The sequence below is a fragment of the Campylobacter sp. CH246 genome (assembly GCF_004378835.1).
Taxonomy (GTDB): Bacteria; Campylobacterota; Campylobacteria; order Campylobacterales; family Campylobacteraceae; genus Campylobacter_D; species Campylobacter_D jejuni.
In genome coordinates, this window is record NZ_RYYA01000008.1 from 35,751 (window position 1) to 58,672 (window position 22,922).

General features: G+C 30.3%; 23 protein-coding genes. 17 read left to right on the top strand and 6 right to left on the bottom strand.

The features are described 5' to 3' along the window. Positions 1-25: 25 nt before the first annotated feature. The 3 genes from ELQ06_RS06915 to ELQ06_RS06925 all read right to left on the bottom strand — a co-directional run bounded on the left by ELQ06_RS06915 (position 26) and on the right by ELQ06_RS06925 (position 4,430). Positions 26-829: an undecaprenyl-diphosphate phosphatase gene (locus ELQ06_RS06915; RefSeq protein ID WP_052798013.1), complete on the bottom strand. Its 804-nt coding sequence runs from the start codon at positions 827-829 to the stop codon at positions 26-28. 73 nt (positions 830-902) lie between these two features. Then, positions 903-2,900 carry an oligopeptide transporter, OPT family gene (locus ELQ06_RS06920; protein ID WP_079460119.1) on the bottom strand — a complete coding sequence of 666 codons (1,998 nt, stop codon included), beginning with the start codon at positions 2,898-2,900 and terminating at the stop codon, positions 903-905. A 183-nt stretch (positions 2,901-3,083) separates the two neighbouring features. After that, the gene (locus ELQ06_RS06925) at positions 3,084-4,430 is read right to left on the bottom strand and encodes an SLC13 family permease (RefSeq protein WP_052794258.1); all 1,347 of its coding nucleotides are present in this window, start codon (positions 4,428-4,430) and stop codon (positions 3,084-3,086) included. A 243-nt stretch (positions 4,431-4,673) separates the two neighbouring features. Here ELQ06_RS06925 and ELQ06_RS06930 point away from each other — a divergent pair, with 243 nt between their 5' ends. The 7 genes from ELQ06_RS06930 (at position 4,674) to purF (ending at position 10,587) form a co-directional block, all read left to right on the top strand. Next, positions 4,674-5,015 (top strand): DUF4878 domain-containing protein, encoded by a 342-nt coding sequence (locus tag ELQ06_RS06930; RefSeq protein WP_052798023.1) that lies wholly within the window; start codon positions 4,674-4,676, stop codon positions 5,013-5,015. Further along, positions 4,999-5,604 carry a YiiX/YebB-like N1pC/P60 family cysteine hydrolase gene (locus ELQ06_RS06935; protein ID WP_002937199.1) on the top strand — a complete coding sequence of 202 codons (606 nt, stop codon included), beginning with the start codon at positions 4,999-5,001 and terminating at the stop codon, positions 5,602-5,604. Before ELQ06_RS06930 ends, ELQ06_RS06935 begins: the two co-directional genes overlap by 17 nt. Positions 5,605-5,667: 63 nt before the next feature. After that, positions 5,668-6,015 carry a hypothetical protein gene (locus ELQ06_RS06940; RefSeq protein ID WP_052798014.1) on the top strand — a complete coding sequence of 116 codons (348 nt, stop codon included), beginning with the start codon at positions 5,668-5,670 and terminating at the stop codon, positions 6,013-6,015. Positions 6,016-6,148: 133 nt separating this feature from the next. Further along, positions 6,149-7,276, top strand: coding sequence for a hypothetical protein (locus ELQ06_RS06945; protein ID WP_052798015.1), 1,128 nt, complete (start codon positions 6,149-6,151; stop codon positions 7,274-7,276). Then, positions 7,276-8,457, top strand: a complete 1,182-nt coding sequence (locus ELQ06_RS06950; RefSeq protein ID WP_002937186.1) for an AAA family ATPase — start codon at positions 7,276-7,278, stop codon at positions 8,455-8,457. Before ELQ06_RS06945 ends, ELQ06_RS06950 begins: the two co-directional genes overlap by 1 nt. Before the next feature lie 62 nt (positions 8,458-8,519). After that, positions 8,520-9,248 carry a 4-hydroxy-tetrahydrodipicolinate reductase gene (gene dapB / locus ELQ06_RS06955; protein WP_002851754.1) on the top strand — a complete coding sequence of 243 codons (729 nt, stop codon included), beginning with the start codon at positions 8,520-8,522 and terminating at the stop codon, positions 9,246-9,248. Between the two features lies 1 nt (position 9,249). Continuing rightward, positions 9,250-10,587 carry an amidophosphoribosyltransferase gene (gene purF, locus ELQ06_RS06960; RefSeq protein WP_002857257.1) on the top strand — a complete coding sequence of 446 codons (1,338 nt, stop codon included), beginning with the start codon at positions 9,250-9,252 and terminating at the stop codon, positions 10,585-10,587. 2 nt (positions 10,588-10,589) lie between these two features. Here the strand turns inward: purF and fliI are convergent, their stop codons facing one another. Next, positions 10,590-11,975, bottom strand: coding sequence for a flagellar protein export ATPase FliI (gene fliI / locus ELQ06_RS06965; protein WP_052782237.1), 1,386 nt, complete (start codon positions 11,973-11,975; stop codon positions 10,590-10,592). Next, the gene (gene folE / locus ELQ06_RS06970) at positions 11,975-12,547 is read right to left on the bottom strand and encodes a GTP cyclohydrolase I FolE (protein ID WP_002937171.1); all 573 of its coding nucleotides are present in this window, start codon (positions 12,545-12,547) and stop codon (positions 11,975-11,977) included. The genes fliI and folE overlap by 1 nt, the downstream gene beginning before the upstream one ends. 142 nt (positions 12,548-12,689) lie before the next feature. Here folE and tig point away from each other — a divergent pair, with 142 nt between their 5' ends. The 10 genes from tig (at position 12,690) to ELQ06_RS07020 (ending at position 21,471) form a co-directional block, all read left to right on the top strand. Continuing rightward, positions 12,690-14,024 (top strand): trigger factor, encoded by a 1,335-nt coding sequence (tig, locus tag ELQ06_RS06975; RefSeq protein ID WP_032604007.1) that lies wholly within the window; start codon positions 12,690-12,692, stop codon positions 14,022-14,024. Then, positions 14,024-14,608 carry an ATP-dependent Clp endopeptidase proteolytic subunit ClpP gene (gene clpP / locus ELQ06_RS06980; RefSeq protein ID WP_002806309.1) on the top strand — a complete coding sequence of 195 codons (585 nt, stop codon included), beginning with the start codon at positions 14,024-14,026 and terminating at the stop codon, positions 14,606-14,608. The genes tig and clpP overlap by 1 nt, the downstream gene beginning before the upstream one ends. Before the next feature lie 35 nt (positions 14,609-14,643). Then, entirely contained in the window at positions 14,644-15,171 is a 528-nt protein-coding gene (def, locus tag ELQ06_RS06985; RefSeq protein WP_002869061.1) for a peptide deformylase, read from the top strand. Then, complete coding sequence (locus ELQ06_RS06990) at positions 15,168-16,673, top strand: YifB family Mg chelatase-like AAA ATPase (RefSeq protein ID WP_044260744.1); 1,506 nt, start codon at positions 15,168-15,170, stop codon at positions 16,671-16,673. The genes def and ELQ06_RS06990 overlap by 4 nt, the downstream gene beginning before the upstream one ends. 1 nt (position 16,674) lies before the next feature. Next, positions 16,675-17,373, top strand: a complete 699-nt coding sequence (locus tag ELQ06_RS06995; RefSeq protein ID WP_044260743.1) for an NYN domain-containing protein — start codon at positions 16,675-16,677, stop codon at positions 17,371-17,373. Then, positions 17,357-18,727, top strand: coding sequence for a bifunctional ADP-dependent NAD(P)H-hydrate dehydratase/NAD(P)H-hydrate epimerase (locus ELQ06_RS07000; protein WP_052794261.1), 1,371 nt, complete (start codon positions 17,357-17,359; stop codon positions 18,725-18,727). Before ELQ06_RS06995 ends, ELQ06_RS07000 begins: the two co-directional genes overlap by 17 nt. Next, positions 18,718-19,284 (top strand): phosphoribosylglycinamide formyltransferase, encoded by a 567-nt coding sequence (gene purN, locus ELQ06_RS07005; RefSeq protein ID WP_052794262.1) that lies wholly within the window; start codon positions 18,718-18,720, stop codon positions 19,282-19,284. Before ELQ06_RS07000 ends, purN begins: the two co-directional genes overlap by 10 nt. Before the next feature lie 71 nt (positions 19,285-19,355). Further along, positions 19,356-20,075, top strand: a complete 720-nt coding sequence (locus ELQ06_RS07010; protein WP_002873212.1) for a TerC family protein — start codon at positions 19,356-19,358, stop codon at positions 20,073-20,075. Continuing rightward, positions 20,068-20,277: an alkylphosphonate utilization protein gene (locus tag ELQ06_RS07015; RefSeq protein WP_052794263.1), complete on the top strand. Its 210-nt coding sequence runs from the start codon at positions 20,068-20,070 to the stop codon at positions 20,275-20,277. Before ELQ06_RS07010 ends, ELQ06_RS07015 begins: the two co-directional genes overlap by 8 nt. 9 nt (positions 20,278-20,286) lie before the next feature. Then, positions 20,287-21,471 (top strand): metallophosphoesterase, encoded by a 1,185-nt coding sequence (locus ELQ06_RS07020; RefSeq protein WP_002937148.1) that lies wholly within the window; start codon positions 20,287-20,289, stop codon positions 21,469-21,471. A gap of 12 nt (positions 21,472-21,483) precedes the next feature. Here the strand turns inward: ELQ06_RS07020 and ELQ06_RS07025 are convergent, their stop codons facing one another. After that, positions 21,484-22,842 (bottom strand): hemolysin family protein, encoded by a 1,359-nt coding sequence (locus ELQ06_RS07025; RefSeq protein ID WP_002869507.1) that lies wholly within the window; start codon positions 22,840-22,842, stop codon positions 21,484-21,486. Positions 22,843-22,922: the final 80 nt, after the last annotated feature.

Consider the following 22,922-nt stretch of genomic DNA (forward strand, 5'->3'; position numbering starts at 1 on the left):
ATCTTAGAATAAATTTAATATTTATTTATAGCTTAAATTCACTTCCAGCGTTTAAAATCCCACTATAATACAAATAAAAGAAAACAAATCCTAAAATAATACGATAAATTCCAAAAGGGATAAAGTCGAATTTAGAAATAAATTTTAAGAAAAATTTTATAACTAAAACTGCAACAATAAAAGCAGTGATAAAACCTATGCCTAAAGGAATTAAAGAATTTGCATTGCTAAGAAGCTCAGGCTCTTTATAAATGCTATAAGCTGTAGCAATAATCATCGTTGGAATAGCAAGTAAAAAGCTAAATTCAGCCGCAACTTTTCTATTAAATCCTAGCAAAAGTCCACCAATAATACTTGCTCCACTTCTTGAAGTACCAGGAATCATGGCTAAAGATTGAAAAATACCTATGCAAAAAGCTTGTTTAAAACTTATTTCTTCTAAAGAATTGATACGATATTGTTTATTTTTATGTGCAAGTTCTATAAGAATAAACACAACACCGCCAAAAATGAGCATTCCAACCACAACCCAACCATTAAATAAAGCATTTAAGTATTTTGCCACAAAAAGCCCTATAACTCCAGTAGGAAAAAATCCCGCTGCAAGTTTTAACCAAATATCAAGCCCTTGAAACAATTTACGCCAAAATACAAAAATTACCGCCAAAATAGAACCAAGCTGGATGATAATCAAAAAGCTTTTCCAAAACTCATCTATATCGATACCTAAAATAGTCGTACCTAAAATCATATGTCCTGTTGAAGAAATAGGTAAAAACTCAGTCAGACCTTCTATAATTCCAAGTATTAAAGCATATAAATTTTCCATTTTAATCCTTGAATGATAATTGCAAAAGAAAAATTATATCAGAATGGATTAAATGGGGTTTTAACCCCAAAAATTAAGCATCTTTTTTAACAATACGCTTAATGAAATATAATACAACTCCCACAAAAAAGATAAGTGCGAAAAGCTCGCTATCATGAAAATTTGCTAAATTTAAAGCTAAAGGATTTTCACTACCACCCATACTTACTGAAAATACAGTAATTCCTGCGATAATTACCCCAAAAATACTTTCACCCACTATAAGCCCTGAAGCAAAAAGCGTACCTCTTTGCTCACAACTTGCAAGTTTTTCTTCTTTATGAGAATTTTTTGCATATTTTTTAGTCAAGTATTGCATTACAATATATTTTAAAATTCCACCTATAACTAAAGGTATATTTACAGCAGGTGGAAGGTAAATACCTATTCCAACGGCTAAAGGCGGCAAAGACATTTTCTGTGTTCCTTTTAAAATTTTATCTATAATAATCATTAAAATTCCTACAAATACACCAAAAGCCATATAACCCCACTCTATATTGTGATGAAAAATTCCTTGGGCGATAGTACTCATTAAATTCGCTTGCGGTGCTGCTAAAGCTGATGAAGCATCCATACCTTCTCTTGGCATTGCTCCGACAAAACCATAGGCTTGATAAAGCAAATTTAAAACAGGAACTATAGCCAAAGCACCAAAAACACAGCCTACAAGTAAAGCAACTTGTTGTTTCCAAGGAGTAGCTCCGACTAAATGTCCTGTCTTTAAATCTTGTAAATTATCATTCGAAATAGCAGCTGTAGCTAAAATAACACTAGTAGTAAAAATAGCTAATGCTACTGCAAATTTAGAAAGCATAGGATCTTGAAAAAGTTCCACACCTAAAACCAAAAAAACAATAGAAGAAATAATAACACCAATAAGTCCGATTCCAGAAATAGGACTAGAAGAAGATCCTACAAGTCCTGCCATATATCCGCAAGCTGCTGCAACAAAAAAACCTATTAAAACAGAAACTAAAGTTCCAACAAATGAAAATAGCATTTGATAATAAATACTTAAATTAGCATCTTCAACAAAACTATAAAAAGTAATAAATAAACCCACAACCATTAAAACAAAAAGTATAAAAATACTTTTTAAAGAAAGGTCTATATTTGTTCTTTCATTTTTTTCTTGATTAGTAATTTTAACATTTTTAACAATTTCTTTAATACCTTCAATAACGGGTTTTAAAAGTTCTATTAAAGTCCAAAGCGCTGCTATAGCAATAGCTCCTGTTCCTATAAGCCTTACTTTAGAACTCCATACACTAGAAGCTAAATCTACGGCATTTTTTGCACTATCGAATTCAAAATTTGAAAGATAGGGAGTAAAAATACCCCAAGCTAAAAACATGCCTACAAAAAGAGCTATAGCACCTGCTAAACCAACTAAATAACCTGCCCCTAAAAGTGCCAAAGAATATCCCATAGAAAAACCAAAAGCCATTTTATTCCAAATAAAAGCAAAATTACTCTCACTTGCAGCGAGCTTGAAACCATTGCTTAACAAACTAAAAATAGCAGCTATAAAAGAGCCTAATGCTATTTCTTTAATGCCTTGTTTTCCTTTTTTACTACTCTGATCTTTATTGGCTACTTTTAAAATTTCAGCTGCAGCTCTACCTTCAGGATAAGCAAGCTTGCTTTCAACCACCATAGCCCTTCTTAATGGTATAGTAAAAAGCACTCCAAGTCCGCCACCACAAAGACATATCATAAAAGTTTGCCAAAGTGGAAATTCACTCCAATATCCACACATAAAAAGCCCTGGGATAACAAAAATAACTGATGATAAAGTTCCTGCTGCTGAAGCTTGAGTTTGAACCATATTATTTTCTAAAATATTTGAAGTCTTAAAAAGACTCAAAACCGCCATGGAGATGACCACAGCTGGAATTGATGATGAAAAAGTAAGTCCCACTTTTAACCCTAAATATACATTTGAAGCTGTAAAAATAATAGTTAAAATACTTCCCAAAACCAAACCCCTTAAGGTAAGTTCTGGTAAATTTTGTTTTTTGTACATCATTTCTCCGTTTTAAAATTTTACTTTCAACTTAAAAAATATTCTTATAAGTTTAAATTTATAATTTTTCTCTAAAGCAAAATAAAATAATACAAAAAAACGCTTATATTTTTATAAATTTTTGACTCAAAAATATCATAAAACAATGAACTAATCATTGAAAAATCAAAAGTTCTTTTATTTTAATTATATTATCCCAACTACCTCAGCAAAAATCAAGCAAATAATACTTATACCCCATATATAAAAAAAGCTTCTTTTGATATGATCTCTAATATTAACCTCTGCTAAACCACAACCTAGCAAAGTTGCAGGCACAACAGGAGAAATAAATGTCGCACAATTTCTTGCTATCACCATGATAATAGCTATAGTCAAAGGTTCAGCACCAAAAGCCTTAGTTACACTCAAAACTATAGGCGTCACTCCATAAAAATAAGAATCCGTACAAAAAATAATTGCCATTGGAACAGCCAATATCCCTACCATTAAAGGAATATAAGTACCTAAATAATCTGGAACAAAATTTAAAATCAAAACACCCATTTTCTCCATAATACCACTTTTATCAAATACGCCTATTAATATCCCAGCACCAATTAAAGTAATATACATAAGCATTGCACCAGCACTTGCACGATCTAAAACTTTTTTAGCTATTTTTAAATTAGGATAATTAAGCGGTAAAATTATTACAAGTCCTATCATAAAGCAAATATAACTAGGAATAATACCACTAATTAAAAGCCCAATAACCCCAATAGTTACAAGTAAATTTAACCAAAACCATTTTTCATTATGGTGTTCGCTTTTTTCTATATTTAATTTTATTCCCGACAAGTTACCTGCGCCTGCGCCTCTTTTTATTTCTATCTTAGCAATCCAAATTGCCAAAAGAAGGGATAATACCAAACCTACAATCTGAATAGGTATAATATGGTGCCAAAGCAAATTTGCATCCATTCCTATATTAGTAGCCGCTCTTAAAGTAGGACCACCCCAAGGAATAACATTCATAACCCCCATAGCCGAAGTAATAATCAATAACATTGAAGTCTTTCTTATACCTAAACGCTCATAAATAGGTAATAATGCAGGTATTACAATAAGAAAAGTAGAAGCACCCGAACCATCTAAATGTACAGCAGCAGCAATAAAAACAGTAAGAATGCAAACTTGATATACATTAGCTTTCATTTTTGATAAAAATGCATTTAAAATTTTAGTAAAAAAACCACTTGCATTTAAAACACTAAAAAAGAGTATAGAAAAAACAAACAAAGCTGCCGTATCCGTTACGCTTTTGACTCCATCTTTAATAAAAGCAACCAATGTTTTAATATCAAAAACACCTCCTTTAACCCCTAAAGCTACACCCACACCAAAACCAAGCTGTTCAAGAATAAGTAAAATACAAGCTACACTAATACTTACACTTATAAAAGCTAGTGCTGGAGTAGTATAATCTTTTAGCAAAAGCCAAACTATCAATCCTAACGAGAAAAAACCCAATAAAGCTAAAAAAATTTCCATATCCTATCCTTTTGTATCATTTTTATTCGATAATAAAATAGGATATTTTAAGTCTGACTTATATGTGCTTAAATTATAGCTTTTTGAAAAAAATATATTTTCCAATGTAACTATTTTAAACAAGAATAAAAAAATAATTTTTAATTATTTTGCTATAATTATGAATATTTTAATTTATACTATCAAAGGAAAAAAATGAAATTTTTCAAACTTTTTTTCTTGGCTTTAGTTGCCTTTTTTGTAGTGGCTTGCGGTTCTTCAAATCCTGAAGATTTAGCTAAAAATTTTACAAAAGATCTTTATAGTGGTGATGCTAAATCTGTTATGAGTTACATTGATCTTAGCGAAGCTAAAAATGATGAAGAAAAAACATTTGTTAATGGTAAAATCACTCAAGTTGTTGCTGAAAATGCAGCCAAAGCAAAAAGAATGGGTGGTGTTAAAGATATTCAAATTGAAGAAAAAACAATCAATGAAGATTCTGCTAAAATCAGAGTTTTAGTGTTATTTAATGATGATAATAATCAAAGCAGTAATGTTTTCCTTGCTAAAAAAGATGGAAAATGGCTTGTTTTACTTAAATAAAATTTTATATTTTTTCTTAATTTTATTTTTATTGATTGGAATTTGGGGTTTCTTTCTAAATTCCAATCCTTCAAATCAAATCATCAAAAAACCCCATCTACCTTCTCTTGAAATAGGCGATCTTGTCTTTCGTGCAGGAATAGGAAGTGAAAGTTTTTTAATAGAAAATTTAAGTCAAAGCCCTTATTCTCATATCGCTATGGTAGTTAAAACTTCTCCAACTATACTCATACATGCTACAACAGATGATGACAAAAATGCTAAAAACCAAGTTATTTTAAGCTCTATGGATGATTTTTTAAAACTGAGTCATAAAATCGCTATTAAAAGATTAAAATTTGATGAAAAAACCAAGCAAAAAATAGTTACTAAAGCTTTGGAATATTTAGGCAGAAAATTTATCATAAACACAGACAAAGATGCTTTTTACTGCACTACTTTTTTAGAACAATCTATTAACTCCATTACCCCATTTCATCTTCAATACACTCTAATCAAAGCTCCTTTTAATGAAGGTTTATATCTTTTTCCACAAACTTTTTTTGAAAATAATCAAAGCGTATTAATTTATGAAAGTCAAAATTTTTAACTTCACATTCACTTCACTTAAAAATTTTATAATGTCATCACTTTACATTAAGGAGAAATAATTATGAAAAAAAGTATTTTATTCGCATCAGCACTTTTAACTAGCTCAATGCTTTTTGCAGATAGTCTAAAACTTGAAGGTACTATTGCACAAATTTATGATAACAATAAAACCTTACTTATTGACTCAATTTATGGCGGACAAATGGCTATAAAAGTTCTACCAAATACCGAAATAGAAATGGATGATTGTGGTATTTTTGGAACAGATAAAGATGGAACTTTTAAAGATTTACAAGTTGGAAATTTTTTAGAAAGTAAAATTTCTTATGGAGCACCTGCTACACCAAATACTCAAGCTATTCCAATAGCTAGAAAAATTGAAATTCAATGTTATAAAAAAGCTTATTAATATAAATCCCTTAACAAGGGATTTATAAAATCATTCTTTACTAAACTACTTCATCACTCTTAAATAAAAATTTAAACTCTTTTTTAACAAGCAATTTATAAAATAACACTTATATTTTCATCTAAGGCAAATAATGAAAAAATGGATTTTTATTGTTTTTTGTTTTATATTAGGTTTTATTATTCATATATTTTATATAGGATACACTAACGAACTTTTATTTAATAAATTTATTAAAAACAGCAATCCTGATTATACAATTACAGATATTTACTTCAAAAAAGGTTTTTTAACTTCTAAAGGAAGTTTTACTTTAAATCACTCTCATACACAGCTTTCAACCAAAATCAACCTTAAATTTAATAATTATTTTTTCTTAAATAAAATTATAAAAGGAAATTTTACAAATCCTTTTGATTTTTTAGATGAAGTGTTAAAAAACAATAAATTAGGAACCTTTACTCTCAAATTACACGATAACAACTCTAAAATATTTCTAAATATTAAAGATATAAATTTAAGCAATGAAGGCGGAGATACCATCATAAACGGTGGATATATTAAAGCTTTAATGAATAAAAATTTAGAAATTAAAAACATTAAAATACATTTTGATATGATTAATTTTTCTCAATTTTATACTAAATTTGTATTGCAAAATTTAAATTACGAACAATTTTTTAACAATCCTGTGCAATTTTATGAGTTAAATTTATTTAACGATAGCCAACAAGAGATCAACTTTGATTATCTTATACTAGATAATAATAAAATCAATTCTTTTTATAGCAAAAACCAAGTAAATTTTAATGAAGAAAATTCAGTAGTAAACTTAAACATACAAGGAAAATCCAATGAAATTAATATTGATCTTAAATCTTTATTGGGTCAGAATTTGAATTTTAACAAAACAAAATTTAATATAACCATAAATAAATTTCTTAATTCAAATTTCAATATCTCTCATTTTATTCAAAAAAATCTTGATCTAACAATACAAAATTTAATTCTTGAAAAAAATAAACAAAATATCAGCCTACAAGGCAATTTAAATATTAACAACTCTTATCAAGCAAAATTGCAAGTTATCAGTTCAGATGAACCTGATGAAATTTTTCCTTGGACAAAGGATTATGGAGGTTTAAATCAATATTTTTTAAAAGAAAATAATAACTTTTTTCTAAATTTATCTTATGATAGTTTAGCCAATCCTCAGCTAAAAATTAATGGTAGTGAATTTTCAAATATGGATTTAAATTAATGAGCCTAGCTTTGACCTTTCGCCCTGAACACTTTGATGATATTTTAGGACAATATGAGCTTATAGAAATTTTCAAAAAATTTACTGCTTTACAAAAACTTCCTCATAGTATTTTTTTTGGAACAGCAGGTTCTGGAAAAACAACTTTTGCTAGAGTTGTAGCCAAAGAATTTGGCTTAGATTTTTATGAATTTGATGGAGGAAATTTTAAACTCGAAGAACTAAGAAAAATTTTAGATAATTATAAAAATAGTCTTTATAAGCCTTTAATTTTTATTGATGAAATTCACCGCCTTAGCAAAACCCAACAAGAAATGCTTTTAATTCCTATGGAAAATTACCGTTTAATTTTAATCGGCGCAAGCACTGAAAATCCCTATTTTGTTTTAAGTTCTGGCATAAGAAGTCGTTCCATGCTTTTTGAATTTAAATCTTTAGGGGTAAAAGAACTTGAAACTTTACTCTTGCGTGTACAAGAAAAAATGAAATTTAGTATTGATAAAGAAGCTAAAGATTTTCTACTTAAAAGCGCTGATGCAAGAGCTATGCTAAATTTGCTTGAATTTGTCTTGGTTTTAGATGAAAAACATATCAGTCTTGAAAATCTTAAAAAACTTCGCAACACCATAAATAGTGAAGGTGTTAGCTCAAAAGATACACATTATATTTTAGCAAGTGCAATGATAAAAAGTTTACGCGGAAGTGACGTTGATGCAGCTATTTATTATCTTGCAAGACTTATTGATGCAGGAGAAAGTGCGGATTTTATCGCTAGGCGTTTAGTGATTTTTTCAAGTGAAGATATCGGAAATGCCGATCCAAATGCTTTAAATTTAGCAGTTTCGACTCTAGAAGCTGTTAAAAATATAGGTTATCCTGAAGCAAGAATTATCCTAGCCCAATGCGTAGTTTATTTAGCAAGCACAATCAAATCCAATGCAAGCTACAAAGCTATCAATGAAGCTTTAAACTATGTAAAAAATAATGAAGCTTTAGAAATACCTAATTATCTTAACAACAATCATCAAGAAAAACAAAACTATCTTTATCCACATGATTTTGGTGGCTGGGTAGAGCAAAAATATCTTAGTAAAAATTTAAAATTTTATCATAGCAAGGGCTTAGGAGAAGAAGCAAAATTGTTAGATAATTTATATAAATTAAAAAACTATAAAGCTTAATTTTATTATTTAAAATTTACAAAATAAATGCTAAAATCAATATTTTATTTTCAAGGAAAAAGATGATTAAAATAGGAATTTATGGCGCTAAAGGACGAATGGGAAAACAGATTGAAGAATGTTTAAAAAGCGAAACACAAGCACGAATTTCGATACTTTATGATAAGGGTGGAAATTTAGGAGAGCTTTTTGAAAAAAGCGATGTGATTATTGATTTTTCTTCCCCAAGTGGAACTCATGAGCTTTTAAATTATGCAAGAACTATGCCTAAACCTTTGGTAATAGGTACAACAGGGCTTGATGAGAAAATTTTACATTTGATGCAAAGTGCTAGTGAAGTGATGCCGATTTTTTACGCGACCAATATGTCTTTAGGTGTTGCGGTTTTAAACTATCTTGCTAGTAAAGCCAGTCAAATGCTAAGAAATTTTGATATAGAAATTTTAGAAATGCATCATCGCCATAAAAAAGATGCCCCAAGTGGTACAGCTATGACTTTAGCTCAAAGTGTAGCAAAAGCTAGAAATTTAGAACTTGAAAAAGTAAGAGTAAGTGGAAGAGATGGCATTATAGGTGAAAGAAGTAAAGATGAGATTGCCGTGATGAGTTTAAGGGGTGGCGATATAGTAGGACGCCATACGGTAGGTTTTTACGAAGATGGTGAGTTTTTAGAACTTAATCATACCGCTACTTCAAGGGCGACTTTTGCTAAAGGTGCGATTAAAATCGCTATTTGGCTTAGCAAGCAAGAAGCAAAAATGTATTCAATCAATGATTTTTTAGGAATTTAAAATGTGTGCAGTTGTAGGAGTTATCAATTCAAAAAATGCTAGCACTTATGCGTATTATGCGCTTTTTGCTATGCAACACCGTGGGCAAGAAGCAAGTGGCATTAGTGTGAGTAATGGTAAAAATATTAAGACTATTAAAGCTAAAGGTGAAGTGAGTCAAATTTTTAATCCTGATAATCTAAAAACTTTAGAAGGTGAAATCGCTATAGGGCATAATCGCTATTCTACAGCAGGAAATTCAAGTTTAAACGATGCCCAACCCATAGCAGCCACTTCGGTTTTAGGTGATATTGCTTTAGCGCATAATGGAAATTTAGTCAATAAAGAAGAAGTAAGATCAAGACTTATTCAAGATGGGGCTATTTTTCAAACCAATATGGACACAGAAAATGTTGTTCATCTTATCGCAAGAAGTAAGCAAGAAAGTCTAAAAGATAGATTTATTGAGAGTTTAAAAGAATGTATAGGAGCTTATTGTTTTGTTTTAGCAAGCAAAGATAAACTTTATATTGTAAGAGATCCTCATGGGGTACGTCCTTTGTCTTTAGGACGTTTAAAAGATGGAGGCTATATAGTTGCTAGTGAAACTTGTGCTTTTGATCTTATAGAGGCTGAATTTATTCGCGATGTTAAACCAGGGGAAATGCTTATTTTTACTCAGGGAAATGATAAATTTGAAAGCATAGAACTTTTTTCTCAAACTCCTAGAATTTGCGCTTTTGAATACATTTATTTTGCTAGACCTGATAGCATAGTAGAAGGTAAAAGCGTGTATGAAGTGCGTAAAAAAATGGGCGAAGCTTTAGCTAAAAAATTTGCTTATAAAGCAGACTTTGTCGTGCCTGTGCCAGATAGTGGAGTAAGTGCAGCTATAGGTTTTGCTCAATATTTACAAATCCCTCTTGAAATGGCAATAGTAAGAAATCATTATGTAGGAAGAACTTTTATAGAGCCAACTCAAGAGCTTAGAAATTTAAAAGTAAAATTAAAGCTTAACCCTATGCGTAAAGTTTTAGAAGGCAAAGAAATCGTAGTCATTGATGATAGCTTGGTGCGTGGCACTACTTCTAAAAAAATAATTTCCTTACTTCGTGCTGCAGGAGCGAGCAAAATCCATCTTGCCATAGCTTGTCCTGAGATCAAATTTCCTGATACTTACGGTATAGATACTCCAACTTTTGAAGAACTTATCAGCGCAAATAAAAATGCTGAAGAAGTGCGTGAATATGTAGAAGCTGATACGCTAAGTTTTTTAAGCATAGAAGAGCTAACTCAAAGCATAGGTGATGAAAGAAAATATTCTTTAATCAGTTTTGATGGAGATTATTTTATCAAATAATTTTATTTTAAATTAGGATTAGGCAAGGTTGCACTTGCACTTCCTACATTTATATTTTGAGTTGGTGGCAAAGGAGTATTTGGCGTATCAATTTGACTTAAGAGCTCTAAAGTTTGGTTAAATTCAAAGCTTTCCTCAGGGTTTTGTCCTAAGAATTTTTGCATAAATTCTTTTTTAGAAATAGCTTCATCAAGTTCCTTATCACTTCCTTTTTGATAAGCACCAATGCGAAGCAGTACTTCATTTTCTTTTAAAAGCGAGTTTAAACGCTTAAATTTTCTTGCCCAAATTTTGTGTTCAGGACTTATAATATCACTCATTACCCTTGAAGCAGAGTTTTGTATATTAATAGGAGGATAAATTCCAAAGTCTGTTAATTCACGACTTAAAACAATGTGTCCATCTAAGATAGAACGACTTTGATCGGCGATTGGATCGCTCATATCATCTCCATCTACTAAAACGGTAAAAAAGGCTGTTATAGTGCCTTTACCTTCTTCTTTACCCGTTCTTTCCATGAGTTGAGGCAAAAGACTTAAAACGCTTGGCGGATAACCTTTGGTTGTAGGAGGCTCCCCAAGAGCTAGTCCTATTTCTCTTTGCGCCATAGCAAAACGCGTTACACTATCCATGATAAAAAGTACATCTTTACCTTGTTCTTTAAAATATTCTGCCACACTCATTGCACAAAAAGCACCGTATTTACGCATCAAAGCACTATCATCACTTGTAGCAACAATAATCACTGTATCATCGAGCTTTCCGCCTAAATTTTTTTGTATAAATTCAGGAATTTCACGCCCCCTTTCTCCTATGAGAGCCACTACTTTTATAGGAGCTTTGGAATTTTTAACTATCATTCCCATAAGAGTGGATTTTCCTACCCCGCTTCCTGCAAAAATACCAAGTTTTTGTCCTACACCACAAGTTAAAAGCGCGTCTATAGTTTTAACACCCACGGGAAAAACTTCTTCTATAAGCCCTCTTTTCATCGCATCAATAGGTGCACGCATTATAGGCATATATTTACTTACTTCTATAGCTCCTTTACCATCTTTTGGGCGCATAAAAGGATCTACTACTCTGCCTAAAAGTTCATCGCTAACGCCTATTTGCATACCTGCATCACTTATGAAAGCACGATCGCCTATTTTAAAACCTTCTATAAAAGAAAAAGGACTTAAATAGCTAAATTGTTCCTTGATTTCTACGACCATAGCTAGAGTGTTTAAATTTTCATTTTCATTGGAAACTAACTTCACTATATCTCCAACCCCTGTTTTAAGCCCACGAATTTCTATACTCGTAGCAGAAATTTTTGTAATCTCTCCAAAAATAGCACTTAAATTTTCTTTACCAAGTTTTGATCGTAGTTTTTCAAGATTCATTAAAATCTTACCTGTTTAGCAGAGTTTATGAGAGAAAAAAATTCCTCTCTAGTTTTTTCATTTTTCAAGAAAATTCCACGCAAAGCTGAAGTTGTAGTGGTGGAATTAGCTTTTTGTACTCCACGCATTTCAACACACATATGTCTTGCTTCTATGACTACGCCAACACCTTTGGCATCGACATTTTCCATTAAAGCTTGTGCGATTTGTTCGGTAAGTTGTTCTTGAATTTGAAGTCTTCTTGCAAACACCTCTACAAGGCGTGGAATTTTGCTTAAACCTACTACTTTTTTATTAGGAATATAGGCTACATGAGCACGCCCAAAAAAAGGTAAAAGATGATGTTCGCAAAGGCTATAAAATTCTATATCACGCACCAAAACCATTTCATTATTAGAGCTTTCAAATAAAGCATTATTTAAAATTTCTTTGACATTTTGCGTATAACCACTAGTAAGAAATTCATAAGCTTTAAAAACACGATTTGGTGTTTTAATAAGCCCTTCACGATTTGGATTTTCTCCTATAATTTCAAGCATGGTTTTAACACAATCTTCAAATTTTTTTTGCAAATTTTTCTCCAAAAATATTTTTATATTTTAATAGTAATGTTATATTGCAATTTTATCATAAATTACTTTAAAATTTTATGCAAGTAATAAGGAAAAATTTGCTATCATTAAAAGCAAATTTTATTTTATAAGGAAAAAAACTATGGAAGTAAAGGCAAAGCAACTAGATTCTGTTAATGCGACTGCTAGTGTAAAAATTCCTTCAGGAATGATCAAAAATGAAGTAGAAAATTTAGCAAAAAAAGCTTCTAAAAGTGTAAAAATGGATGGGTTTAGACCAGGAAAAGTTCCTGTAAGTGCCGTACTTAAAAGATATGAAAGAGAGCTCACTCAAGATGCAGAACAAAATCTTTTTAAATCCGCTGTAAATAGCGCTTTACAAGAACTTAAAAAAGAAAATAAAGAGCTTGTAGGTGAGCCATATTTTGAAAAATTTGATCGTAAAGATGGAGAAATTATTGCTGAATTAATACTTTCTTTTAAACCTGAAATCAAACTTGAGGGTTATGAAAAACTCATCCCTGAATATCAAACTCCAAAAGTAAGTAAAAAAGAAATTGATGAGAAAAAAGATGAACTTTTAAAGCGTTTTGCTACTCCTGAAGCTATAAAAACAAAAAGAGCTTTAAAAGAAGGTGATTTTGCAAAATTTGATTTTGAAGGTTTTGTAGATGATAAAGCTTTTGAAGGTGGTAAAGCTGAAAATTATGTTTTAGAAATTGGTTCTAAGCAATTTATTCCAGGTTTTGAAGATGGTATGGTGGGAATGAAAATAGGTGAAGAAAAAGATATCAAAGTAACTTTCCCTAAAGAATACGGCGCAGCGCATTTAGCGGGTAAAGATGCAGTATTTAAAGTAAAACTACATGAAATTCAAGAGCTTAAAATTCCAGAACTTGATGATGAAATGCTTAAAAAACTTTTACCAGGAGAAGAAAAAGCTAGTGTTGAAGTTTTAGATGAAAAATTAAAAGAGCAAATCAAAAATGAAAAACTTTTCAAACTTGTAAATGATGAATTAAAAGGCAAATTTGCAGATGCTTTGATTGAAAAATATAATTTTGATTTACCTAAAGGCATAGTAGAACAAGAAACTGATATGCAGATGCGTGCGGCTTTTAATACTTTTAGCGAAAAAGAAATTGAAGAGCTTAAAGCAAGTAAAGAAAAATATCAAGAAAAACGTGATTCTTTTAAAGAAGAAGCACAAAAAAGTGTAAAACTTACTTTTATCATTGATGAACTTGCAAAATTGCGTAAGATTGAAGTAAATGATCAAGAATTGATTCAAGCGATTTATTTTGAAGCATATCGCTATGGTATGAATCCAAAAGAGCATTTAGAAAACTATAAAAAACAAGGAGCTTTGCCTGCTGTGAAAATGGCTTTAATTGAAGAAAAACTTTTTAATGATATTTTTATGCCAAAAACAGAAAAATCGGAAAAAGTGAGCAAAAAAGAGAAAGAAGATAAATAATGTTTATTCCTTATGTTATTGAAAAATCTAGTCGTGGTGAAAGAAGTTATGACATTTATTCACGCCTTTTAAAAGATAGAATTATTATGCTAAGTGGTGAAATTCATGATGAACTTGCCGCTTCTATCGTAGCACAACTTCTTTTTTTAGAAGCTGAAGATCCTACAAAAGATATTTATCTTTATATCAATTCTCCAGGTGGTGTAATTACAAGTGGTTTTAGTATTTATGATACTATGAACTATATCAAACCTGATGTTTGTACGATTTGTATAGGACAAGCTGCTTCTATGGGAGCATTTTTGCTTAGTTGTGGCGCAGAAGGAAAACGTTTTGCTTTGCCTAATTCACGTATTATGATTCATCAACCTTTAGGTGGAGCTAGAGGTCAAGCCACAGATATTGAAATTCAAGCCAAAGAAATTTTAAGACTCAAAACTATACTTAATGATATTTTGGCAAAAAATACTAAGCAAAAAGTTGCAAAAATAGCAAAAGATACAGAAAGAGATTTTTTCATGTCAGCACAAGAAGCTAAAGAATATGGGCTGATTGATAAGGTTTTGGAAAAAAGTTTTAAATGATTTCTTTGGAGATCATTTAAAACAAAGGTTTTTTAATGGTTAGAAAAATTATCACCTATCCCAATCCTAGACTTTTTTTAAACTCTGAAATTGTAAATAAATTTGATACAGAACTTCACACCTTGCTTGATGATATGTATGAAACTATGATAGCAAGTAATGGAGTAGGTTTAGCAGCTATTCAAGTGGATATTCCTTTGCGTGTTTTACTTGTGAATATTTTTAATGAAAATGATGAACAAAAAAAAGAAGATTTGCTAGAGATTATCAATCCTGAAATTATTCCTTTAGATGAAGAAATGATCACTTGCACAGAAGGGTGTTTGAGTGTGCCAGATTTTTTTGAAGAAGTGAAACGCTATAATCATATCTTGCTTAAATATCAAGATCGCTTTGGAGAATTTAAAGAACTTGAAGCAAAAGGTTTTTTAGCTGTGGCTATTCAACACGAAAATGATCATTTAAATGGACATTTATTTATAGAAAAAATTTCCTTTGCTAAGCGTCAAAAATTCGATAAAGAATTTAAGAAAAAGAAGAAAAATCATAAAAAAGAGAAATGAAAAAACTAAAGTGCATAAGCTTTCATGAAGGCTTAGACATTATAGAGGTAGAATCCACTTTTACAAGAGGTTTGCCAAATTTAAGCATAGTAGGGCTTGCAAGTACAGCGATTAAGGAAAGTGTCGAACGCATCAAAGCCACGCTTTTAAGTTGTGATTTTGCTTTTCCTGCTAAAAAAATTACTATCAATCTTAGTCCTTCAGGCATCCCAAAAAAGGGATCGCATTTTGACTTGGCTATCGCTTTATTAATTCTTTTACAAAATGAAGAATTAGATGACTTTTTTGTAGTAGGAGAATTAGGACTTGATGGAAGTATTAAAAGTACAAACGAGCTTTTTTCTTTGATTTTGTTTCTCTCTGCTAAAATTAAAAAAACTAAGATCGTTGTTCCAAAAAGTATAGCACAAAAAGCTTCCATGATACCAAATTTAGAGGTTTATGGACTTGAAAATTTAAATGAAGCAATAGAGTTTTTTAAAGAAAAAAATTATGAAAATTTTCGCTTTTCTCACAATCATCCTTTATTTACAAACCCTTTACAAATAGAAAATGAAATTTTTTTACAAAATATGGATTTTAAACTTGACTTTAAAGATATCAAAGGACAGGAAAAAGCCAAAAGAGCTTGCATGATAGCTGCTTTAGGTATGCATAATATCTTATTTGAAGGAAGTCCAGGAAGTGGTAAAAGCATGTGTGCTAAACGCCTTGTTTATATCATGCCCCCTCAAAGTTTAAGTGAAATTTTAATGCAAAATGCTTATATGTCTTTAGATTCAAAAGATTGTGAATTTACTAAAATTCGTGCTTTTCGCCATCCTCATCATACTTCTACAAGAGCAAGTATTTTTGGCGGAGGAACAAAAAATGCCAGAATTGGAGAAGTAGCACTTGCAAATGGTGGAGTATTGTTTTTTGATGAATTTCCACATTTTAACAAGCAAATCATAGAGAGTTTAAGAGAACCTTTGGAGGATTATAAAATTCATATTTCAAGAGTAAATTCTAAAATCACTTATGAAACAAAATTTAGCTTTATAGCTGCCCAAAATCCTTGTCCTTGTGGAAATTTATTCTCCAAAAATCTTTCTTGCGTTTGTAGCGAAAATGAGATTAAAAAGTATAAAAATCACATTTCAGCTCCTATTATGGATAGGATTGATCTTTATGTAGCTATGGATGAGATCAGCAAGGATGATAAAGTAAGTATAAGTTCTAAAGAAATGAGTGAAAAAATTTTACAAGCTTTTATTTTTGGTAAAAAACGGGGGCAAAAAGAATTTAATGGGAAATTAAAAGATGAAGATTTGAGTCGTTTTTGTGTATTGGAAAAAGATGCTAAAGATACGCTAGATTTAGCAATTTCACGTTATAATCTTTCTTTGCGATCACTCAATAAAATTTTAAAAGTTTCAAGAAGTATAGCAGATTTAGAACAAAGTCTTAATATTAACAAAACCCATATTTTAGAAGCTTTAAGCTTTAGAGCAAGGAATTAAAATGGAAAATAAAAGTATAGCTATTTTTATAGATGCAGAAAATATCCCTGCAAAATACGCTAAAAGTATTTTTGATATTGCTTCAGATTACGGAGAAGTTATCATTAAACGCATTTATGGAGACTGGACTCAAAAAAATATACAAGGTTGGAGAGAGCAAATTGCTGAATATTCTTTAATCGCTATGCAACAATTTAATTTTGCAGCCAACAAAAACTCAAGCGATATGTATTTAATCACTGAAATCATGTCTATATTTTATGAAAAAAATATAGACATTTTTGTTATTGTTTCAAGCGATAGTGATTATACTTCACTCATTCAAAAATTAAGAGAAAATAAAAAACAAATTATAGGAATGGGGCTTGAAAAATCTATAAAATCCTATGTAAATGCTTTTAGTGAATTTTTTTATTTAGATAAAGACGAGAGTAAAAAAGAAGATATTTTAAGCAAGGATTATTTAAGAGCTTTAATCAATATCACCGAACAACTCATCGATGAAAAAGGGCGTGCCGAATACGCACAAATCCGCACTAATATGAACCGCAAATACTCGGATTTTCATCCGCAAAATTATGGTTTTAAGAATTTTCGCGCTTTGATCCAGAAATTTTTACCCAAAATGAAAAAATTTGAAGAAGAAAGAGAAAAAAATATATATTTTTTGGTGAAAAAAGACTATGAAAGCTATTATTGATAATATAAAAATTTTAGAACAAAATGCTATAAATAAAGGCTTAGATGAGCTTATTTTAATGGAAAATGCGGGATTAAATTTAGCTAAACTGATTAAAAAAGAAGCTAAAAAGATCCGTATTCAACGCAAGATTAAAAAAGTAAAAATACTTTTTTTATTAGGCGGGGGTAACAACGCTTCAGATGGCTTGGTGGCTTTAAGAAATTTAAAACACGCTAAAGCTTATAAAATAGGCTTTAAAGAAAATACGCTTTTTAAAAAACAAGAGCAAATTTTACAAAATTATGCTTTTAAATTTTGTCAAAAGGAGCCTAATTTTAAAAAATTTCATATTATCATTGATTGTATTTTAGGTACAGGTTCAAATCGTTGTTTAGATGAAAAAACAAGTTTAATTATTCAAAAAGTTAATCAAAGTAAGGCTTTAAAAATAGCTTGTGATATACCTACAAATTTGGGATTTTATCCTTGTTTTAAAGCTGATATTACACTTTGTATGGGAGCTTTAAAGGAAATTTTACTTGAAGATTTTGCTAAGGAATTTGTAGGAAGGATTAAAATAGCCAATTTAGGCATTAGATCTAAGAAATTTTACCCTAATTCTCAAGCTTTTTTGCTTGAAAAAAAAGATTTAAAAACTATAGATAGAAAAATCAACGCCAATAAAGGAAATTTTGGCCATATTTATACAGTTGCCAATGCAAGTGCTGGAACTTTAGCAGGACTTGGAGCCTTAAATTTTGGAGCAGGTCTTGTTTCTTTAGTAGCACAAAAAAGTTTCTCGCCTCTTTTGATGTTAAAAGAAAAAATTGAAAATAATGCAAGTGCTATTGCTTTAGGCATGGGGCTTGAAAATTTGGATTTTCTAAAAGATGAAATTTTGCAAAACACTCCTTTGATCTTGGATGCAAACTGCTTTTTAAGTGAAGCTTTGCTTTGGTATTTAAACAGAAAAGATGTTGTTATAACCCCTCATCCAAAAGAATTTATAAAACTTTATAAAATGTGCTTTGATGAGGATTTAGATATAGAAACATTGCAAAAAAATCGCTTTTTCTATGCTAGAAAATTTTCGCAAAATTATGATTGTGTTCTTGTTTTAAAAGGAGCAAATCCTATTATTGTGCAAAAAGAAAAATTATTTGTTGTAAATTTAGGAAATCAAGCCTTAGCTAAAGGTGGGAGTGGAGATGTTTTAAGTGGAATGATTGCTGCACATTTAGGTTTTGGTTTTAGCGCTTTAGAAGCAGCAAAAAATGCTACTTTAGCTCATGGACTTGTTGCAAAAAAATATAAATTTAATAAAAATAGCTTTGACGCTTTAAAACTTATCAAAGGATTAAAATGCTTGTAAAATTAGCCGTGCTTTTTAGCGGAAATGGAAGTAATTTAGAAAATATTTTAGAAAAACTTCATAAAAAAACCATAGGGGAAAATACCTATGAAGTAGTACTTTGCATTTGTAATAAAAAAGATGCTTTTGGTGTACAAAGAGCAAAAAAATTTGGTCTTGATACTGTCATTGTTGATCATAAGGCTTATAATACTCGTGAAGAATTTGATACGATTTTGGTACAAAAAATCAAAGAAAGTGGAGCAAATCTTACTATATTAGCAGGTTTTATGAGAATTTTAAGTCCTGTTTTTACAAAAAATATTAAGGCAATTAACCTTCATCCTTCTTTATTACCCCTTTTTAAAGGAGCACATGCGATTAAAGAAAGTTATGAAAGTGATATGAAAGTGGCTGGAGTCAGTGTGCATTGGGTCAGTGAAGAACTTGATGGTGGAATGATTATAGCTCAAAAAGCTTTTGAAAAAAGAAATTTGAGTTTTGAAGAATTTGAAAAAAAAATCCATAACCTAGAACATGAAATTTTACCCTTAAGTGTGATTGAAATTTTTTCTTAAAGAATTAAAGGTATTTGCTTTAAAACTATAAAATATCGCTTTAAAAAATTTTAAAATTTTCAAGGAAATTTATGTTTGAATGGATATTTAGTATTGATGCTTGGATTACTTTAGCTACTTTAAGCGCTCTTGAAATTGTACTAGGGATAGATAATATCATTTTTTTAGCTATTTTAGTAAGCAAACTACCCCCTGAACATCGTGATAAAGGACGTATCTTAGGTTTAGCTTTTGCAATGATTACAAGAATTTTACTTCTTTTATCTCTTTTTTGGGTAATGAAACTTGTAACACCTTTGTTTAGTGTATTGGGCAATGAAATTTCAGGAAGAGATCTAGTTCTTTTACTAGGTGGGCTTTTCTTGATTGTAAAGTCTATTAAAGAAATTAAAGAACAAATTTCTCATCAAGAAGAAGGCCAAAGTCATTTTAAAGCAAGCAATAAACTTTGGATAGTTGTGGCCGAAATTGCTGTGATTGACATAGTGTTTTCACTTGATAGTGTTATTACCGCAGTAGGAATTGCTCAAGATGTAACCATCATGATTATCGCTGTTATTATCGCAGTAGCTGTGATGCTTTTTGCTTCTAAACCTATAGCAGATTTTGTTGAAAAATATCCAAGCATTAAAATTTTAGCCTTAGCTTTTTTGGTGCTAATAGGCGTAGTTTTAGTTGCTGAAAGTTTTGATATTCATATTGATAAGGCATATATTTATACCGCTATGGCTTTTGCTTTAGTGGTGCAAATTTTAAATATTTTAGATCAAAGAAAGGAAAAAAATGGCTAAAGACGCTAATGGAATAGAACTTAACACAGGTGATAGCGTGAGTGTAATAAAAGATCTTAAAGTTAAAGGTGCAAGCACAACTTTAAAACGTGGAACTACTATAAAAAATATTAAGCTCACTTCTAAAGAAAGTGAAATTGAAGCTAGAGTAGATAAATTTGGCGTTATTGTTTTAAAAACTGAATTTTTAAAGAAAATCTAGGCAAAGAATGTGCGAATCTTACTTGTTTTAAGAGGGAATTATTACGCAGGACAAGAAGAATTTATCAAAAATAATAAACTTCAAAATTATACACTTGATTTAAATGCTTTGCGTCTTTTATCAGGAAGCGTCAAAAATATAGTCAGTGAATATAAAATTTTAAATGTTAAAAATGATGAAGATTTGAGTAAAATTTTACTCAAACTTCTAGAAATGCGTATGCAAAAAGGTGAGTTTTGCATCATAAACGCTTACAATGAAACATTAAAAATTTACAAAGACTTAGCGAAACAATATCGCTATAAAATGTATGTTATTGTTTTTGATAGCTCTTTAAAACAATGTCAAGAAAAAAATCTTTTAGAAGCTAAAAAAAATGGATATATCATCCCTTATGCTCTTTTGGAAAAAACTCAAGATTTGCTCAAAAAAAATCCAAAAAAATACGCAATTTTAGACTCAAGTGACTGGAAAAAATGTCTTTACCAAATGCCAAATTTAAGCAAATACAAAAAAATTCATCATATAGGAGATTTACAAGGTTGTTATAGTGTTTTAAAAGAATACATTAAAACAATCAAAGAAGATGAATTTTATATATTTTTAGGAGATTATATCAACAGAGGTATAGAAAATGGCAAAGTAATAAAATTTCTTTTAAAAATTTGTGAAAAAGAAAATGTATGCTTACTAGAAGGAAATCACGAAAGACATCTTATAAAATGGGCTAATGGAGAATTGTCAAATTCCAAAGAATTTAATGAAAATACTTTAAAGGATTTTAGAAAAGAAAAACTTACTCCAAGAGATGCTAGAAAACTCTATCCTCATCTAAAAGAATGTTTATACTACAAATTCCAAAATAAATTCATATTTTGTTCACATGGAGGAGTAAATTTTATACCCTCCAAACCTGAAAAAATAAGTTTTATACCAAGCCATGACTTTATTTATGGTGTAGGTGGATATGAAGACAGTCAAAAAGTAGCAAATCAATTTTGTAATTTCACCTCGGACAATCTTTATCAAATCTTTGGACACAGAAATAAAGAAAAACTTCCTATGAAAATAGCCAAAAGAGTATTTTTATGCGAGGGTAAAATAGATGATGGTGGATATTTACGCGTAGTTACACTAGATGAAAAAGGTTTTGAGTGTATAGAAATTAAAAACCAAATTTACAAAAAGAAATAAGCCTAAAGAGGCTTATTCTTCATCTTTATTTGTTTTTTTAACTACCTTAACACGCTCTATAGAATTCCCATCCATTTTTTTAACTTCATAGTAACAAAGTTCATCTTCAATGCGATCTCCTACCATAGGCAAGCGTCCTAAAAGATTAAATACATAACCACCTATAGTAACTTGTTCTAAATCCTCATCATAGTTTATTACAAGCATTTCTTCAACAGTTTCTATATCGCATCGTCCTTGAAATTCATAGATATTTTCAGCAAGTTTTTTATAGCTGTCTTCTTCATGCTCGCTTTTAATTTCGCCAATAATTTCTTCCATGATATCTTCCATGGTTAAAATTCCAGCAGTTCCACCATACTCATCAACTACTAATGCAGTATGAGAGCGTTCTTTATTCATCATTACAAGTACTTTTGAAATGCTGATATTTTCAGGAACCAAAATCAAAGGTTTAACAAAAGTATCTAAATTTTGACTTTTATGGTTTAATTCATTTTGTATTATATCTCGTATGTGTATCATACCTAAAATAGTATCTTTAGAACCATCAATATAAGGAAAGCGAGTATGTTTATGCTCACAAATGATTTGCATATTTTCTTCGTAACTTTTTTGTTTATTTAGACAAATCATATCTTTTCTAGGAGTCATAATCTCTTTAGCAACAGTATCTGAAAAATCAACAGCATTGCGTATGATCTCTGTTTCAAATTCATCTAAAACTCCACCTTTTTGACTCTCACTTGCTATGATTTTAATTTCTTCTTCGCTATGAGTTAGCTCGCTTTCTTTAGCAGGTTTTATTCCAAAAAGTTTCAAACTTATAGCTGCTAAAAAATCGAAAATTTTAATACAAGGCAAAAAGAGCATCCAAAACCAATGAAGCGGTCTAGCTATAAATAAAACCGCTTTATCTGCAACTGCAATAGCTATACTTTTCGGCACAAGTTCTCCTAAAACCACATGCAAAAGAGTAATAATGCTAAAAGCAATAATGAAAGCTATAGTATGGATAATAACAGTGCTAAAACCAAGATTAATAAGCGGAATTTCTAGCATTTTTGCAATAGCAGGCTCACCTATCCAACCAAGAGCTAGAGAACTTAAAGTAATTCCTAATTGACAAGCACTAAGATACGTATCAAGCCTTGAAGTAACCTCCAAAGCTTTCTTGGCACCAGCTTTTTTTTCTTTTACCATCTCTTCAAGCTTGGAACGACGTACTTTAACAATACTAAATTCAGACAAAACAAAAAAACCATTTAAAAACACTAGAGCAAGTGCAACAACAACCATAAGCATAGAATATCCTGCATCAAAAGATGCTGTAGAAGTTTGGTTTAAATCCAAAACCTGACTGGGGTCCAATGAAGCTCCTTAAGAAATAAAATATTATTGAACCTTATTATACACAATTAAAAGTAAAATTTTTGCTTAAAAGACTCTTT